Here is a 16,568-nt window from a genome sequence, read left to right on the forward strand (position 1 = left end):
GCTGCGTCTCGGTATCCGTCTGCGGTTTCAACTCGGCAGGCAAGAGCTGCCCGATCAGCGCCAATGCCAGATTCCCGGCCCGCCGGCCGACGGCTTCATCATGGTATTCGTAGATGACATCGTAGTGGCCATGCGGGCCCGCAGCTCGCGTCTTGCCGAAGCTGACATCCGAACCCGCCATCTTCTGCAGTTCAATGGCTGCATGCTCCATGACATGGCCGAGCCACGTGCCATCGCCTTCTGTCATGCGCCGCACGAGTCCGCCGGGGGACTGATACGAGCAGCCATGTTGTGCGAGGCCCGGCAGATAACCGAGCAAACTGTCTATGAATCGCTGGCCGAGCCGCCCGGTTGGCCATTCCTCCAGCACGCCCAGATCGACGGTGTATCGGATGACCGGGAAATGAGCGTGAATGCTGGGGCCTTGATACGCGACGATCGACTTGACTTCCATCGTATGACCTCCTGTAGCTATCACATCGCGTCATGCACGAGTGACAAAGAGCGCAGACGCAAAAGAAGACGCATCGGGCGCACTTCACTCAACTGGTGATACTCAGAGCCGTCAACGCTGCTAGGCAGTCAATCTATAAAAAATAGAGACATTTACAAATATAGCAACCTGTGCCCATCGATTTTCTGGTCTGTCACTACAAGGCGTCGCGGCTGGAGTCGGCGGCTCCGATGCGTTTGTGTCGAGGCGCTTACCCCGTTCGACACCGCGCCGAGGCGGACAAATCGGAAAAGCCTGAAAATTTTGGGTTTTGACCCACCCCCGGTCGAGAGTTGGCGATCACAAACGTTGAAGGCGGACGCTCCGGCACGGCGGTACCGCTGAGGGCCACTCTGAAACCTACAATGGTCACGCAGGGCGACTCGACCAGAGTCGCCTTTTGGCCGAGGACGCGACGGACAAGATCGGCGCGCGAAGGTCCGTTGGCTAGGCGGAGCCGACGTTCGAACGTCCGGGTGGAATCGTAGGCGAGACCCACCGCCGAACGGCCGTCTCACCCAGCTCCATCGACCGCAAACCTCGCTCACCGATAATCCCTGGTCTCGCACCATCTGTACCACCTCCAGCTTGAAGCTGACGCCAAATTGTCAGTCGGCACCTTCTTGTCATCTAGCTTTTTTTCCTCTTCGATTCGCGATTGTCCTCCTATCGACCTGTCCGAGGAAATAGACCACCACATTCCTCGATAGTGTGCGCTGCGCCTGCCATGCACAGGCGCACCGTCCGCTAATGCTGCTGGCCTCTCGACGTTTCCCGCTCCCTGCCTCTCAAGGCCTCTCGCTCCTTGCCTCTCAAGACTTCTTGCTCACCACCTCTCAAGGCCTCTTGAATGAAGTCTGCAAAGTCCGAGAGGTGTCTCAGATTGAAATCCACGGAATTGCGTGAAGACCCGCTCATTGCTTCCTGACGTATCAAGTCCAGGGCGACTTCGACGGCCATCCTCCGCTTCGATGAGGCATCAAGAGTGGCGTCGTTATCGTTATAAAGGAAAGATTTCTGTTTCTCATCCATTTTGCTCTCCAAAGTATTGAACTCCATGAAGGATAGACCTCTTGCTTCACCCGCCCTGGAGCCCTGTCACCAGGTCAGCTTGCGACCGCCTGGCATGTCGCCGTCATCATGGCGAAAACTCATTCGATCTCGCGCCAACCGCACGCCGCGCTCGGGTGCACGCTATCGGTGACATCGATAGCGGAGCCGGTGGGGAGGTTGGCGGCTACGTGCTCCATGACATGGCTCAGACAGGTTTTTTCGCCTTGGTGCAGGTCTCGCACAAACCCGCCGGGGGTTGGATAGGAGCAGCCGTGTTGCTGGAGGCCGGGTAAATAGCCAGGAAGACGATCGATGGAGCCTTGGCCGAGGCGCGCTGTTTGCCACTCTTCAAGGACCCCGAGATCAACGGTGTACCGCATCAGCATCACGCAAACACCGGCGTGGTTAGACGCGCCTACGTTTTCGCGCCAGCAATGGACTCGGCCAGGATGGATGCACAGCACCGTGATGAAACGACTCCACCGTGACCGCGCGTTGCCGAGATGATCAGCACCACCCGTTTTTCTCTGTGGCCCTGACCTCGCGCGCTCGATGAGTTCGAGCACCTGGCTGGACATGCTGCCTCACGTCAGGTCCGGGGGCCGGTAGCGGATGCGTTAGACGGGGTCACCCACACCTTAACGCCCGCGTCATGATCCGTTAGACAAAAGTGATTTCAAGTAGGTGCGTGCGACTTCGTGTGCGTCGCAACAAAAACGCACGGAGAGACGTTCCAAGCACCATGAACACCCGGAACAATCGCTGGCCGATCAGCCTCTTTAAAAATAGAGGCAATTCCAGATAAAGCAACGTCTCTTGTGTAATTTTCCGGCTGGTCTTCGGTCTGCCGAGATCTGACCGCCTGTCGCCCCATCTCGGCCGGGTCCATTCGACGACCGGTCGAGCAACAGGGTCGTCTACAGGCGCTCGCTGATGACCATAGACGGCGGGGCAGCACAACGGCAGCGCTGGCCATTCGCGCTCGTTGCCCCGCAAAAACGGGCAGACAGTGGCTTGCCGGATCTCGCAGCATCCGGTCGAACTTCGTGCCTGACGGCCGCCAGATGGTGTCGTCACGAGCGATCAGAAACGTTCGGTACGATAATCCTATGGTTTTGCCCCTTGCATCAAAGGTGATGCTCACCACGCTCGGCAAGATCCCACAACGTGCCTTCCCGGCAGGAGATTCGCCCCTGTACCTTACACCGCGCGCATGACCAGGCTTCGTGCCGTCTCGGTCGATGACGTAAGCGGCGTCACCGAAGTACACAAAGCGTACCAGGTTTCTACGCTTTGACAGTCCACCCGACAAGCGGGTTCGGGAAGTAATGGCTGCGTGGGCCGAGCAAGGGGCGTTTGTAGCATAGACGCGAGCCGGAAATGGAGCGACTCGCTCCGGTCGGTGAGCGGCGGTAGCCGGCCGATGCTGTTGAAAGAGTCGCTGACCGTCTCTCTCGCACGGTTTTCAGTGGTCTTCTCACCCTTACGCGAAGTTCGCGAGCGGTTTGTAGGCTGATCTGAGAGGTCGATTTTCTTGCGAACGAATTGAAAAAGCCACACAGCGACTTTTTCAACAGCATCGGCCATGAAGGGACGCCCATTAGCCGGCCGGAGTCAAGAGTCAAAGAAGTACGCCGCAAACAGTTGCGTCAATTCACAGCGACTACGACGCGCCACCTTCATTCGTGCAAATGCTAACCGCGTCCGTTTTCTCACTCGTTGGTTGCGAACCGAATCGCACCAGACACCCGTCGGGATCAAGCTGTCGCAATGCTCCGCGATTGCCCTGGCGGCAGTTGCCGCCCCAGAGAAACTTTGGTGCCAGGCCGTGTCCAGGGGGTGTTTGCATTCCCTGTGGCTATCGCCATGACAACGACGCCAGTCCTCTGATGGCTCACGGCCTGGGCGATTCAGCGTTCTGCATCCGTTCAGATGGCGCAGGGGCGGCGTCCAAATCATTCGGGTGGCTTCACACCAGTCCCTTCCGCTGGCTCATCGCCCCTGGCCAAACCGTTACCCGAAACACAGGTGCACATCGAAGGGCTTCTGGTCTCGCAGCATGTGGTAGCACGCCCGCGCAAGCTTGTGTGCCAGGGCCTTGATTGCCAGGACGCGGTTCGTCCTGCTCTTCTTGCGGTCGTAAAAGCTTCTGGCCTGCGGGCAGTAACGCATCGCGAAGTTCGCTGCCTCGATAAACGCCCACGCAAGATACTTGTTGCCGTTCCTGGTATTGCCTTCACCCTTCTTCCTGCCGTTACTCTCCCTCAGGCTGTCAACACAACGACAGTAGGAACTGAAGTTGCCGACCTGGGCAAAGCGGCTGATCGATCCGGTCTCGAGCATGATGGTGGTCGCGAGCGTGTCGCCGATGCCCGGCACCGTCCTGAGCAGGTGGTACTCGGCACGCAGACTCACGCGTTCCCTCAGTCGCTTCTCCAGCGCCTCAATCTGCTGCCCCAGCGCCTGGCCGACCGCGCGGTTGGCCTCCACGGCCAGCGCGACATCGGGCGTAAAAGCAAATTCGTCGACCTGGCCGGCCGTCAGCCGTTTAACTGCCTCGCCATTTATTCTGCTCCCCGTCTGCCGCATCAGGATGCCCTCGATCGAAAGGATCTGCGCTGTGCGATAGCGCACCAGTTGCATGCGCTTGCGTGCCAGGTCGCGCGCGCCGCGGTCCTCGCGCGGATAGACATAGCCCTCGGGCAGCAACCCGAGCCTCAGCAACTGAGCCAGATAGGTCGCATCGGCGAAATCTCCGCTGTGTTTAAGTCCATCGTATTTCCTGATGGCAGCGGGATGGGCCAGGTGTACCCGGCAACCTGAATCCATCAGTCCATCCACCAGCCAGTACCAGTTGTACGTGCTCTCGACGACCACACCCGCCAGTTCGTGCCGGTACGGCTCAAGCGCCGCCGCGATCTGCGCGAGCTCGTTTGGCAGGCGTTTCTGGTACACGATCCGGTCGTTCTCGTCGCTGACGATCACCACGCAGTTGTTCGAATGCAGGTCTATGCCACAATAGTTCATGTCGGTCTCCGCAGGGTCAAAGTGCGTTTCGCAAACTGACTTTAACCCTCGTCGCATAACCGCGGCGAGGAGGCCGGCTACATGATCATCATTCAAAGGAGCAGCGTCGAACATCCGAAGGTCGGTCCAATGAGACACTCTGCCATTTCGTCGTTCGTAACAAACGCCCCAACTGATATTCGCCGCGCGGGCGGGAGCCGCCATCGGCATCCCATCTCGTATGACTCAGGTTTTGGTACCCTTTCATTGTGAGTCCTATTTCTCTTGGCAGAATTCGGAAATTCACGGGGACCACCGTGAAGGTTGAAGGTTGGTCAGCCGGCGGCAGAGCCGGGGGCGAACTTCTGTGAGTTGATACGTAGCAATCAGGTTGTCCTACTGCACATGAAAAGACAGTCCACAAGACATGAGCAACGCATTGGCCAGGCATACCCCGAACGCCTGGTCCACCCGACAATTCGAGCGGACCAGACGCAGACGGAGCTTCGCCCAGTTCGCGCTGGGCCGGTGGCCCTGCTGGTTGATTCCGAAGCCGCTTTCCGTGAAAACAGGCGGCTTCAGCGCTTGCTGCAACAGCTCGATGAGGACGGGCGTTTTTGACTGCTCCCGACATTCTCGCGCCACACCTGACGCCCGGTGGTCATCTGCTTGCGGTGCCGGAAGACGCCGAGCCATTATTGGCGGATGAAATACGACTGCGACTAGGCAGTTCTTTTGCGCTTGGCACGGGGCATGGCCTGCTGCATCTGGGAACGGCGGAAATCGGCCGCATTTTGCCGCCCGCATGGGCCTGGTGGCGTGATTTTGCCGCGCGCTATGTCACAGCGTTGTGCGCCACGCCCGAAGGCGGCGAGATCGCGGTCGTCACGCCTGCTGCCAGGGATTTTGATGCCTTGATTGCCGACGCGCCGCCGATGACGGGCGGGGAGTATCTAACTCCAGATGTGCTGGCCACGCTGTGGGGCGAGATCAATACCGCCTTGCACCAGGAACTGGCGACCGCAAAAGTCTCGCTTCAGGATTTCCTCAGGTCGCGTCACCCGGCATGGAATCTAGTCGGCCGCGTACATTTCAACCTCGCTGAGAACCGCAAGGACCCGGAGTCACCGTTCGCTTTCCTAGCGACTTACACTTCGCGCCTGTCCGCCCACGGCAAAGCACAACACCAGCCACTGTCTCAAGCCCTGGCGGAATTTTCGGGGGCGAGGAGCAAGGCGCAGCTCCTGTCGCTGCTACTGCCGGTGCAGCGCGCCGCCGAACACTGCAATTGGCTTCGCGAAATGGTGGATACCGGCGAGATATACCATCCGCTTCGCTGGACGCCGCTTGATGCCCACCGCTTTCTCACTGACCTGCCCAAACTTGAAACCGCGGGCATTGTCGTTCGCACGCCAGGCGTCTGGCAGTCGGGCCGTCCCGCTCGTCCCGTTGTGAAAGCCAGCGTCGGCGCACGGCCGCCTTCGCTGCTGGGCAAGGAGGCGTTGCTCGACTTCAGCATGGAGGTGTCCCTCGACGGCGAGTGTCTCAGCGCCGCTGAGGTCAGGGATCTGCTCAAAGGCGCTGACGGCCTGCAACTCATCCGTGGTCGCTGGGTCGAGGTGGACAACAAAAAGCTCAGTCGCCTCCTGAAGCGATTCGAGGCGATGGAACAGGCGGCGAAAACCGGTCTGCCATTTAATGAGGCCCTACGCCTTCTGGCGGGTGTTTCGCTCGACGATAGCGGCGACCCCGCCGACCGCGACTGGTCGCAGCTTGTTGCAGGGACTTGGCTGGCCGACATCTTGCAGGAGTTGCGTCAGCCGGAGGGGTTGGCGAAGATAAGCCCAGGACCGGAACTCAAGGCCAGTCTGCGGCCCTACCAACAGGCCGGCGTGCGGTGGTTGTACCTGCTCACCCGGCTCGGACTGGGCGCTTGCCTGGCGGACGATATGGGCCTGGGCAAGACCATGCAGGTACTCTCGCTGCTGCTCGTGCTGAAGCGCGAAAGCGCCGAGGCGCGACCCAGCCTGCTGGTCGCCCCCGCATCGCTGCTGGCGAACTGGGCGGCAGAGGCCGAGCGCTTCGCCCCCGGCTTGCGTCTGCTGATCGCCCATCCGTCGGTCATGCCGGCGGCCGATTTGCGTGCGCTGGACGCCGCGCGGCTTGCGGACATCGATCTCGTCGTCACCAGCTTTGGCTCGCTTCTTCGCCAGCCCGTACTGGGGACCATCCAATGGCGCGTTGCCATCGTCGATGAAGCGCAGGCGATCAAGAATCCGAGCGCCAAGCAAACGCGACAGGTCAAGCAGCTCCATGCGCAATCGCGAATCGCGCTGACCGGAACCCCCGTGGAAAACCGACTGTCCGATCTGTGGTCCATTTTCGATTTCACCCACCCCGGTTTGCTGGGCTCGGATAAAGTCTTCGCGAACTTTACCAAGCGGCTGGCGAAGGCCGAGCATTTCGGCCCGCTGCGCACGCTCGTACGGCCCTACATCCTGCGCCGCCTGAAAACCGATAAGCGGGTCATCGACGATCTTCCGGACAAGACCGAGCTCAAGGCCTGGTGCCACCTGAGCCCGACCCAGGCGGCGCTTTATCAGCGCGCGGTAAAAGATTTGGCCGCCGCGCTTGAAGACGCTGAAGGAATCGGTCGTAAGGGTGTCGTGCTGAGCTTCCTCATGCGCTTCAAACAGATATGCAACCATCCGTCGCAGTGGTTGGGCGACGCGGCGTGGAAGGCGGAAGACAGCGGCAAGTTCGCCCGCCTGCGGCAACTGGTCGAAGTCGTTGCCGCCAAGCAGGAAAAGGTGCTGGTATTCACCCAGTTCCGCGAGGCCACTGAGCCGCTGGCGGCATTTCTGGGTTCAATTTTTGGCCGCGAAGGTCTGGTGCTCCATGGCGGCACCCCGGTAGCCAGGCGCCGCGAACTGGTCAAGCGATTCCAGGAAGATGAGCTGACACCCTTCTTCGTGCTCTCGCTAAAGGCAGGTGGGGCGGGGTTGAATCTCACCGCCGCTTCCCATGTGATCCACTACGACCGCTGGTGGAACCCGGCCGTGGAAAATCAGGCGACTGACCGTGCGTTTCGTATCGGCCAGCAGAGGAATGTCCTGGTGCATAAGTTTATTTGCCGTGGAACGATCGAGGACCGTATCGACCAGTTGATCGAAGCGAAGCAGCAACTGGTGAAGGATGTGCTGGAGGACGGCGCGGAACTCCTGCTCACCGAGATGAGCGATCGCGAATTGCTCGATCTCGTGAAGCTCGACGTTCATGCCGCCCAAGAAAACTGATCGTCAAGAGGAAGCGCAATGGGTTACGGGGGATGGAAGCCTTATGTTTCGGTCGCCGACCGCAGGAAAAAGGCTGAACTGGCCGCCGCCAAGGCGAAGAAGGCTGGTGCGATCCTGTCGCCAATCGCGTCGTATCGCGGCGCCATCGCCAAGACGTTCTGGGGCAAGGCCTGGTGCGACAATCTGGAAGGCTACAGCGACTATTCCAACCGTCTGCCGCGCGGCCGTACCTATGTGCGCAACGGCTCCGTGATCGACCTTCAGATTACGGCAGGCGAAGTCCGCGCGCAGGTAATGGGTTCGAGCCTCTACACGGTCGCCGTGACCGTGACGGCATGTCCTGCAAAGCAATGGCGAGCGATCGGAGCCGATTGCGCGGGGTCGATCGATTCGATCGTTGAACTCTTGCAGGGCAAGCTCTCGACAGCCGTGATGGAGCGCATCTGCAAACCTGGCACTGGTCTTTTCCCGGCGCCGAAGGAAATCACGTTCAATTGCAGTTGCCCGGACTGGGCGTCGATGTGCAAGCACGTTGCTGCCGTGCTCTACGGCGTCGGCGCGCGGCTTGACCAGCAGCCAGAATTCCTCTTCGCCTTGCGCCGGGTCGATGCCAATGAACTCGTCAGTCAGGTCGGTGCCGGCCTGCCTAAATCGAGAATACGCCCCGCTAGCGGCAAGGTGCTCGACGACGCGTTGGTGGCCGATGTGTTTGGCATCGAGATGGCCGAAGCTTACCCACCGGCGAAGCCTGCTGCCGGACGTAACAAGGCGGCCAAGTCGGCTGTCTCGACAACCCGGAAGCCACCTGCGACCGCGAAGACTGTCGCGGACAATAAATCGGTAACAAAGAAGTTGCCAGTCAAGCCATCTGCTGGGCCACGCAAATCAATATCTGGCAACGTTGTTGCCGGTAAAGTAAACGTGGCGAACTCGCCTGCAACGCCGAAAGAGCCTGCAACAAGGAAGCGCGCCAGTGCTCGACCGGTGAAAGGTAAGTCCCGCTAAACTCCGATTTCATCCCGCATGGCTACGCGGGAGGCGATTGACGTCGATGAATGAAATTCTTTTCATCGGGAAACCCCGGCGTCTGGTGAAGTCTCCCGATCATGTTGAGCGTCAGCGGACGTATCCGGTTCAGGATTTCACAGACCAGATTGACGGTATTTTCAATACTTGAACGACCGCTTCGTGAACATTGTGAACGGCCGTAATGGCCGATCACTTGACGAGCATGACCGTCGGGGGAAGGTCCGTTGTCTGGGCGGAGCCGACGCTCGAATGTCCATCTGAGAGCTCGATCGAACGACTGTAGATGGCCGGTAGCTGCCTGATACGGTCGGCTCGCTTCGACCCACTTCTACGCTTCTACCCGACGCGACCTCAACGGTAGCTCTCCACGGTGCAACGGTCCTTTCTGCAGCCGTGTCGGCCGGCAACTGCGCGGACAAAGCGAACCTTCGCGAGACTGCAGTCTGGGGCTCCGCCAAAGTCGCTGATCCGGTGGCTCAATTGTCCGTTTCCTGAAGCGTCCCAAACATCTACGGGTGCGCGGACAGGTTGCCGCCGTTAGTTAAACATTTCCGGCCGCAAATCACTGATTTCGACGATCACATCGGCCGGCATATTCATACGACGTGCGGCAGCGCGGATCGCTTCGCCGTCGGGTGCCTCGTACAGGCAATAGGTTTTCTTCTTGTCTGCGCTGAGAAAGGAGAAAAGCCATTTAACGCCTTCTTCGTCGTTAATCTGTTTGAGCAGTCGTGCGGAGTCGCCAGTAAGCTCGATCTGCTCGGCGAAGTTTCGTTCAATCAGGAAACGTGGCATGGTGTTCTCCGGTAGTCGTGCCTGCTTGCCGGACTTTCGGCTGTGCACTATCAGTTGTAATACCCCAGTGCTAATTCCCAGGGCCCGAGTTGCTCGCGGCGCCGCCGATACGCTCCAGAAGCGCAAACATCTTTAATTCTCTAGCCGTCGCAGCCGCGGTGGCGAGCAGGTCTGCCGCCCATGCGCGGTCACCCTTGCGATTGCGTGCCGACAGCATGACAGCGAATTCGTGCCGACTATGCGCCAACCATGGCCACGCCCGCAAGCGCTCATCCATACGCAATGCGTATTCGAAATGCTCTTCGGCAGCAGACCAATCGCCAAGGGCGCCGGCGAGCATGCCGAGGTACCGTGCCGCCGATCCGCAGCACAGGGTGAAGACAGGAACGGTTACGACCTGATCCCGGAAAGGCAGAAGAAACGCGTAGACGCGCTCGGCGTGCCCGATTTCGCGCAGCCGGGCAGCGACTTCCGCAAGGTAAGTCAACGTAACGAGCCGCCTGCTGTCCATGGGAATGCACGATTCGGATTCCGCCAGCCCATCGAGATTGCGGCGGGCTTGCGCCTCGAAGCCGAGATCGCTTGCGACCAGCATCAGGCCAGGCCGCCAGGTCGCGTCCTGGGGATGCTCGTCGACAAACCGCTTGAGCAGCGGCGCGACCTCAGCGAGCCGGCCTTGTTCGCGGCGTATCGTGAACATCTGCATGCCGTAGACGCCCGCCGCGAATTTCGCGTCGACGCTCTCCGCCAGCGCTAACGATTCTTCCGCCTTGCGCTCCGCCAGCGCGAAGTCACCGGCGAGGATGGCCTGCATCGCCCGTGTACAGGTCACACACCACTTGTCCACGAATTGTTGCCCACTCGTGGCAATTTCCTGCCACCTTTCCAGGGCGTTCTCGAAGCCTTGAACGTCTCCGATCTCGAGGTAGCCGGTGAGGCTTCGAGCGCAAGCCTGACTAATGGAATCGTCATCACCGAGATCCTCGGCGATCTGGCGGAGTTCCTCCAGCACGCTTCGACGCTCCGGGAATTTTGCCGCCGGCAAATGGCGGGCGCCGACATGCATCACCTCGCACAACAAGACGTCGAACAGGCTTTGTCGATCTTCCAGGCGTCTCGCGAGTGCGACAGACTGGCGAGCCATTTCGCCTCCTCGTCGGAATGCACCGGTCATGTGAAGGGTGCGGACCAGTCGGCTCAACAGGCGAGAACGCTCAACGGTTTCCTCGGTGCCGGTCGAAGCGAGCGCCTCTTCCAGCAAGGCAATCGATGCCTCTCCGGACCCTCCGAGAAACATCTCCGTGTTGTCGTACGCCAACGCCGCCTGCGCGAAATACGACGATAGCTTCTCTACCCGAGCAATCTGGGCGGCCTGCAGAAAGGTTTCACTCGCATCCCGGCGACCCAGTCTGTGCTCCGCTCCGCCTCGTATCAGAAGCAGAGGCAACGTACGGATAGCCCGATCGTGCTCGCCGAGCAAGAGACCTTCTGCCAGTTGAAGCCCGCGCTGCGCATCGGCGATGGCCTCTTCGTAGGCTGCGCGCGCAAGCGCCCGTTCGCCCGCACGCTGCCAATAGCTGAGCGCGCGATCGGGCAGGTCGGCGGCAGCGAGATTCTGAGCGATCAATTCCGGCTGCCGCTCGACTATTTCGGGGTAATGTTGCTCGAGAGCAGCGGCAATCAGGCCATGGTACTGGCGGCGCCGCGCGAGCAACAGGGATTGGTATGCGATTTCCTGGATCAGCGCATGACGGAACAGATATGCGCCCCCATCCTCTGGCGCACCTGGAGCCGGCAGAATGACCTCTGCCGCAGTCAGGCGATCGAGCGTTTCCTGCAGTTCGTTTTCGGGCTTGGAGGTGATCAGGGCGAGGAGCCTCCGGCCGAATTCCCGTCCGACTGTCGCCGCAACCTGGGCGGTCTCCTTCACACCCGGCTCCAGTCGATCGAGCCGCGACAGCAGCGAGCCCTGCAGCGTGTCCGGAATCGCAATCGCCTGCGGCGCCCCTTTTAATTCGTAGCTTCTGCCGGTATCGTGCAACAGGTCGCTTTGGAGCACTGTTTTCGTCAGCTCCTCAACGAAGAGCGGCACGCCGTCCGTCTTTGCGACGATCTGATCCAGCACCAGGCGTGGAAGCGGCTTGCTGCCGGTCAGCCGCTCGATCATTGCGATGCAGTCCCGTCGCGAGAGCCGATCGAGATTGAGCTGCACGAAATGGGGGTAGGTCCATCCCGGCTTGAACTCGGGCCGCGCCGTGAGCAGCACCAGCAGCCGGGCCGCCACCAGTTGCTCCAGCATCAGCCGCAGGAACTCCAGCGACGACGGATCGATCCAATGCACGTCTTCGACGACTACGAGAACCGGCTGAAGGTGCGTCTTCCTTTGGATCATGGCGACGAGAACATCCAGGGTTCGCCGTTTGAAGGAAGGGGAGGAAGCGTCGATCGCCGGATACCGTTCGGCCGTCGGAATTCCGAGCAAGGTCGTGAGCACGGGGATCGTCTCCTCGATGTCGACACCGAGCGTCGCAAGGCCGGCCTCCAGCCGTTCGACATCGGAAGCGATGAGCTCCTTGGGATCCAGGTCAAAGGCGCGTTGCAGTCGTTGTATCACCGGCCAGAACGGGCTGTCGCGATAGTACGGGGAACAGTGCAACGAAACGACCTCATGCGCGTCCGCACTGATGCTGTCGCGGAAAGCCCGCAGCAGGCGAGATTTTCCGATCCCCGGCTCGCCAGTCAGCAGCACGCAGCGCATTTCGCTGTCGGAGCAATGCGCCCAGCGCTGCCGAAGCATGTCGAGCTCGGCCGTCCGGCCGATGAGCGGCGTCATCCCGTGGGCCGCCCTGATTTCGAAGCGGTCTACAGCGTCTGTCTGCGCCAGCACGCGATGGATCTGGACAGGACCGGAGATACCCTTCAACTCGCGCCTGCCGAGGTTTTCAAGCAAAAACGATCCCTGGATCAACCGCTCGGTGGCCGGGCCGACGACGATCGCGTCGGGCGGAGCCAGAGATTGCAGCCTTGCAGCGACGATGGGGGTCTCCCCGACGACTGCCTGGCGATCCAGCGAGGATCCGGCGCCGATCTCGCCGGCGACGACCAGACCGGTCTCGATCCCGACACGCAACTTCAGACGCACGCCGTCCTCGGCTTCTATATGATCATTAGCCTGACGAAGAGCCGAGACGACGGCGAGGCCAGCGAGTACCGCGCGCACGGCATCGTCTTATTGGGTAGCCGCGCTTCCTCTCGGAAACGCGGCCCCCGAAGAACCGGGCATGCGACTTTCACCGCACACGGCTCGAGCACGGCATAAAGCGTCGCGCTGACGCCGGGCGTGCCGAAATGCGCACGTCCTTCGCACGCGTCGTACCGTTGACTCGCCCCATTGCTGGGGCGAAGAGCGCTGAGCCGTAGTACTACCGGCCTCTCTCAAGCTTCTCCTCGTCGAGTCTCCGATACTGGCTTGCGACAGCCACACCAGGCGGAAGTCTGCACCCTTTCAGGTCGGGGCAAATTCTGAACCCCTAGACGGCCCGTTACAGACCGCCATTCGCTTTCTCCGCCTTCTCATACCCGCTTGCCCAACAGCTTCCCTTGCGGGTTACCTGCCACGTACCGCAATGAACTGCGGCGTTGGCGGACAGTCGGGCTTACTGTGTTCCACGTAAGGGACAAGAGCAGGTTAGGTTCTGCCTTTTCGCCGGCAGTCGTTTGGTCCGTGTGTCCCAACGCATGATTGAGACAACCGACTGCATGCCTTTTGGCTCAAGCCTGACAGCGCCTTTGGCTTGTTACTCATCACGACGTTTATCAGCAGTTCGCATTCGCTAACCATACTGCCCAACCTAGCACCCTATCCGCCTTGGCGCTGGCAGAAAACGACCATCTCTCACGAGACCGCCGCCGCTCAATGAGCGGGTTACATTGTCCCGGTGGCTTCACACGACATCGTTGCCAATCCCGCATGCACCGGTAGGTTACGGCTGACGGAACAGCCGGTTTCCTCTCTGGCTGACCACGCCAGATGAAACAATCACTTACGTGACATCACATCGCACCATGCGCATGAGGGTAGCCGAAATAGACGAGTAGTCCGTCACCAATATACTGCGCAATATGACCCTCATGCGCTTCGATCGCGCTTGCGCAGGCTTGGTGAAAGAGGCCTCAAGGGCTCCGGCCGCAGACGACGCAGGCTGTTCCTGCCGCTCTAATTCGGGTTCGCGCGATGGAGTCCGTGCGTCGGTCAGCGCCGCAAGCGCTTTGAGCAGCCGCTTCCGGTCGCCCAGAGGCAGACCAAGCTCTTTTAAGTCCTGTTCCGAGAGCTCGCCAAGCACATCCCAGTCGATCCCTTGCGAGGCGAACGTCGCGGCGTGCCCACCGAGCCCGACCTGCACCAGCCATCTCGTCAGATCGTCGGCCATCGCGTGATCTCTTGTCAAACCACCGCACCACCAGGGCGTGTCGCCTCGATCTACTCCATCGCGGTTCTGTGCCCGCCAGGGCTCGCGGTGCTGGACGGCCCAGTGCGCTAGGGCACCCTCGCGCGGCAAGTTGCTCGAGCACTGCTTCCACAGTCAGCATTCGACTCGCCTCTCGTCGCCTATACCCCCCTCGTCCACGACTATGATCCGCGCGGTGGCGCAACTTGTCCAGGGCACTTGTACACAGTGTGCAATCTTCGATCGCATTTCTTGCATGTCGCGCGCAGTTGTAAATTGATACAGCAACGCAGTTAGGAATTGATACACCTCGTTGTAGGGTTGCTCATTTTGGGCGGCCCGTGATCAGCTACGAGGAGTACATGGAAATCGAGATTCTGCGTCGCCAGGGAAACAGCCTCCGGGACATCGCGGTCGAGACCGGCATGGCAGTCAACACAGTCAGGAAGTATCTGGAATCGGGTCCGCCGCAGCGTAAGGCCCGTCAGCCAGTCGTCGGCAAGCTTGCGCCCTTCAAGGCCTACCTGCAGGGCCGTGTCGAAGCAGCGAAGCCGGACTGGATTCCGGCGACGGTGCTCAAGCGGGAGATTGAGGAGCGCGGATACACGGGCGGCTTACGTCGGGTGCAGGAGTATCTGCAGAAGCTTCGACCCGCTGCACGTCCCGACCCGGTGGTCAGATTCGAAACAGAGCCGGGACATCAAATGCAGATGGACTGGATTGAGTTTCGTAAGCCGGGGCACAAACTCGGCATGCTCGCGGCGTTCGTTGCGACGTTGGGCTACAGCCGCGTCAGCTACGCGGAGTTTGTCACCGACATGCGTATCGAAACGCTGCTGGCTTGCCACGTGCGGGCATTCGAGGCATTTGGCGGCGTCGCCAGAGAGATCGTGTACGACAACATGAAGACGGTGATTCTGAAACGCGATGCCTATGGCAAGAAGCAGCACCGATATCATCCGGGGTTCGCTGACTTCGCCAAACACCATGGGTTCGTGCCTCGCGTATGCAAGCCATACCGCGCGAAGACGAAGGGCAAGGTCGAGCGTATGAACGGATATCTGCGCTACAGCTTCTGGGTCCCGTTGGTTTCAATGCTCAAACAGGCAGGGTTCACAGCCGACTGCGGCCTGTGCAATGAGCGCGTCAGGCTGTGGTTGCGCGACGTCGCCAACGTCCGTGTGCACGGCACGACCAAACGGGTTCCGGCCGAGGTGTTGCTCGAGGAGCGGCCGCATCTTCTGCCACTGCCGGCACCATACGTGGGACGATCAGTTAGAACGGGCGCGACGCCACACCAGCAGCCGAAACCAGCATCACGGTACGCGACCTCCGAGTGGAACAAGCCGTTGCAGCACCCCTTGTCGGTCTACGACGCGTTCAGCCGCGCACAGGAGGTAAGCGCATGACGCCACAGCTCGAACGACTGACTGTGTTGTGCAAGCAGCTCAACCTGCTGCACTTGCCCACACAGATTGCGCACCTCGGCCAGATGGCCGCGAAGCGCGAGCTCGGCTATCTCGACTTACTCGAACAGGCCTTGAAGGATGAAGCGATGGCACGCGCGGAGCGAATGCGCCGGATGCTGACGCGTCTGGCTGGCTTCCCGGCAATCAAGACGCTTGATGAGTTCGACTTCGAATTCGCGCTCGGCGTACCGAAAGCACTGGTTCTCGAACTCGGCAGCCTTGCATTTGTGGAGCGTGCCGAGAACGTCGTGCTCCTCGGACCCAGTGGCGTTGGTAAAACCCATCTTGCTGTCGCGCTTGGATATCGTGCAACGCAGGCCGGGTTTCGCACCCGCTTCATCACTGCCGCCGATCTGCTGATGCAATTGACGACAGCGTTGCGCCGCAACCAGCTGGAGGAAACCATCAAGCGGATCACGAAGCCCTACAGGCTGCTGATCATTGACGAGATGGGGTATCTGCCCATGGACCGGGAGCAGGCGAACCTGCTCTTCCAGGTGGTCGCCAAACGGTACGAAACCGGCAGTCTCATCCTGACCAGCAATCTTCCGTTCGGCCAGTGGGACCAGACCTTCGCTGACGATGCAACGCTCACGGCGGCGCTCCTCGACCGGCTGCTTCATCACGCACACGTCGTGCCGATCTCCGGCGACTCGTACAGGCTGAAGGAAAAACGTCAGGCCGGCATGATTAACCGCATCCCACCGCCGCACCTAAACGAAGCGGACGACGTCAAACGCAAACGCAATTCGAAGGAGGCAGCACTCAGCTAATGACCGTATGCGCAGGTGTATCAAATTTAAATTGCGTTTGCGTCCCAAGCTGTATCAACTTGAGATTGCGTTTGACAGCGCGCAGCATCAGCGTCTGGCTGGCCGGTGCCGCCTGGGCCAGATGGTCGAGGCCGCGATGGTGACGGGCCTCGCGTTTGCGTGCAACGAGGGCGTCGATATGTGTGGCAATTTCGATCTGTGCGCCG

11 protein-coding genes and 1 pseudogene are annotated in these 16,568 nt (G+C 60.3%); 4 read left to right on the forward strand and 8 right to left on the reverse strand.

The window, feature by feature from the left end; all coding sequences use genetic code 11:
- The 4 genes from PQR02_RS37260 to PQR02_RS37275 all read right to left on the reverse strand — a co-directional run.
- Positions 1-454, reverse strand: a 454-nt coding sequence (locus PQR02_RS37260; RefSeq protein ID WP_408242856.1) for a cyanophycin synthetase family protein, incomplete at its 3' end; no start/stop codon positions are given.
- Positions 455-1,240: 786 nt separating this feature from the next.
- Positions 1,241-1,525 (reverse strand): hypothetical protein, encoded by a 285-nt coding sequence (locus tag PQR02_RS37265; protein ID WP_175153784.1) that lies wholly within the window; start codon positions 1,523-1,525, stop codon positions 1,241-1,243.
- Positions 1,526-1,644: 119 nt separating this feature from the next.
- Positions 1,645-2,124 carry a cyanophycin synthetase family protein gene (locus PQR02_RS37270; RefSeq protein ID WP_408242857.1) on the reverse strand — a complete coding sequence of 160 codons (480 nt, stop codon included), beginning with the start codon at positions 2,122-2,124 and terminating at the stop codon, positions 1,645-1,647.
- Between the two features lie 1,435 nt (positions 2,125-3,559).
- The gene (locus tag PQR02_RS37275) at positions 3,560-4,573 is read right to left on the reverse strand and encodes an IS110 family RNA-guided transposase (RefSeq protein WP_408515934.1); all 1,014 of its coding nucleotides are present in this window, start codon (positions 4,571-4,573) and stop codon (positions 3,560-3,562) included.
- A gap of 596 nt (positions 4,574-5,169) precedes the next feature.
- On the opposite strand from PQR02_RS37275, the gene PQR02_RS37280 reads away from it, so the two are divergent.
- Both PQR02_RS37280 and PQR02_RS37285 read left to right on the forward strand, forming a co-directional pair.
- Entirely contained in the window at positions 5,170-7,848 is a 2,679-nt protein-coding gene (locus PQR02_RS37280; protein WP_408242859.1) for a DEAD/DEAH box helicase, read from the forward strand.
- 18 nt (positions 7,849-7,866) lie between these two features.
- A complete protein-coding gene (locus PQR02_RS37285; RefSeq protein ID WP_408242860.1) occupies positions 7,867-8,853 on the forward strand; it encodes an SWIM zinc finger family protein in 987 nt (328 codons plus the stop codon).
- Between the two features lie 561 nt (positions 8,854-9,414).
- Here PQR02_RS37285 and PQR02_RS37290 read toward each other — a convergent pair.
- The 3 genes from PQR02_RS37290 to PQR02_RS37300 all read right to left on the reverse strand — a co-directional run bounded on the left by PQR02_RS37290 (position 9,415) and on the right by PQR02_RS37300 (position 14,102).
- Entirely contained in the window at positions 9,415-9,672 is a 258-nt protein-coding gene (locus tag PQR02_RS37290) for a DUF4242 domain-containing protein (protein ID WP_408242861.1), read from the reverse strand.
- A 70-nt stretch (positions 9,673-9,742) separates the two neighbouring features.
- Positions 9,743-12,892 (reverse strand): AAA family ATPase, encoded by a 3,150-nt coding sequence (locus PQR02_RS37295; protein ID WP_408242862.1) that lies wholly within the window; start codon positions 12,890-12,892, stop codon positions 9,743-9,745.
- A gap of 823 nt (positions 12,893-13,715) precedes the next feature.
- The gene (locus tag PQR02_RS37300) at positions 13,716-14,102 is read right to left on the reverse strand and encodes an SAM domain-containing protein (protein WP_408242863.1); all 387 of its coding nucleotides are present in this window, start codon (positions 14,100-14,102) and stop codon (positions 13,716-13,718) included.
- Positions 14,103-14,461: 359 nt separating this feature from the next.
- Here PQR02_RS37300 and istA point away from each other — a divergent pair, with 359 nt between their 5' ends.
- Together istA and istB are read left to right on the forward strand one after the other, a co-directional pair.
- Positions 14,462-15,529 (forward strand): IS21 family transposase, encoded by a 1,068-nt coding sequence (gene istA, locus PQR02_RS37305; protein ID WP_459252064.1) that lies wholly within the window; start codon positions 14,462-14,464, stop codon positions 15,527-15,529.
- A complete protein-coding gene (gene istB, locus PQR02_RS37310; protein WP_408242865.1) occupies positions 15,526-16,362 on the forward strand; it encodes an IS21-like element helper ATPase IstB in 837 nt (278 codons plus the stop codon). Before istA ends, istB begins: the two co-directional genes overlap by 4 nt.
- Here istB and PQR02_RS37315 read toward each other — a convergent pair.
- Positions 16,355-16,568 (reverse strand): annotated as a pseudogene (locus tag PQR02_RS37315) (hypothetical protein); the annotation flags it as partial. The gene istB and the pseudogene PQR02_RS37315 sit on opposite strands and share 8 nt — an antisense overlap.

Source organism: Paraburkholderia sediminicola, from assembly GCF_046026895.1.
Taxonomy (GTDB): Bacteria; Pseudomonadota; Gammaproteobacteria; order Burkholderiales; family Burkholderiaceae; genus Paraburkholderia; species Paraburkholderia sediminicola_C.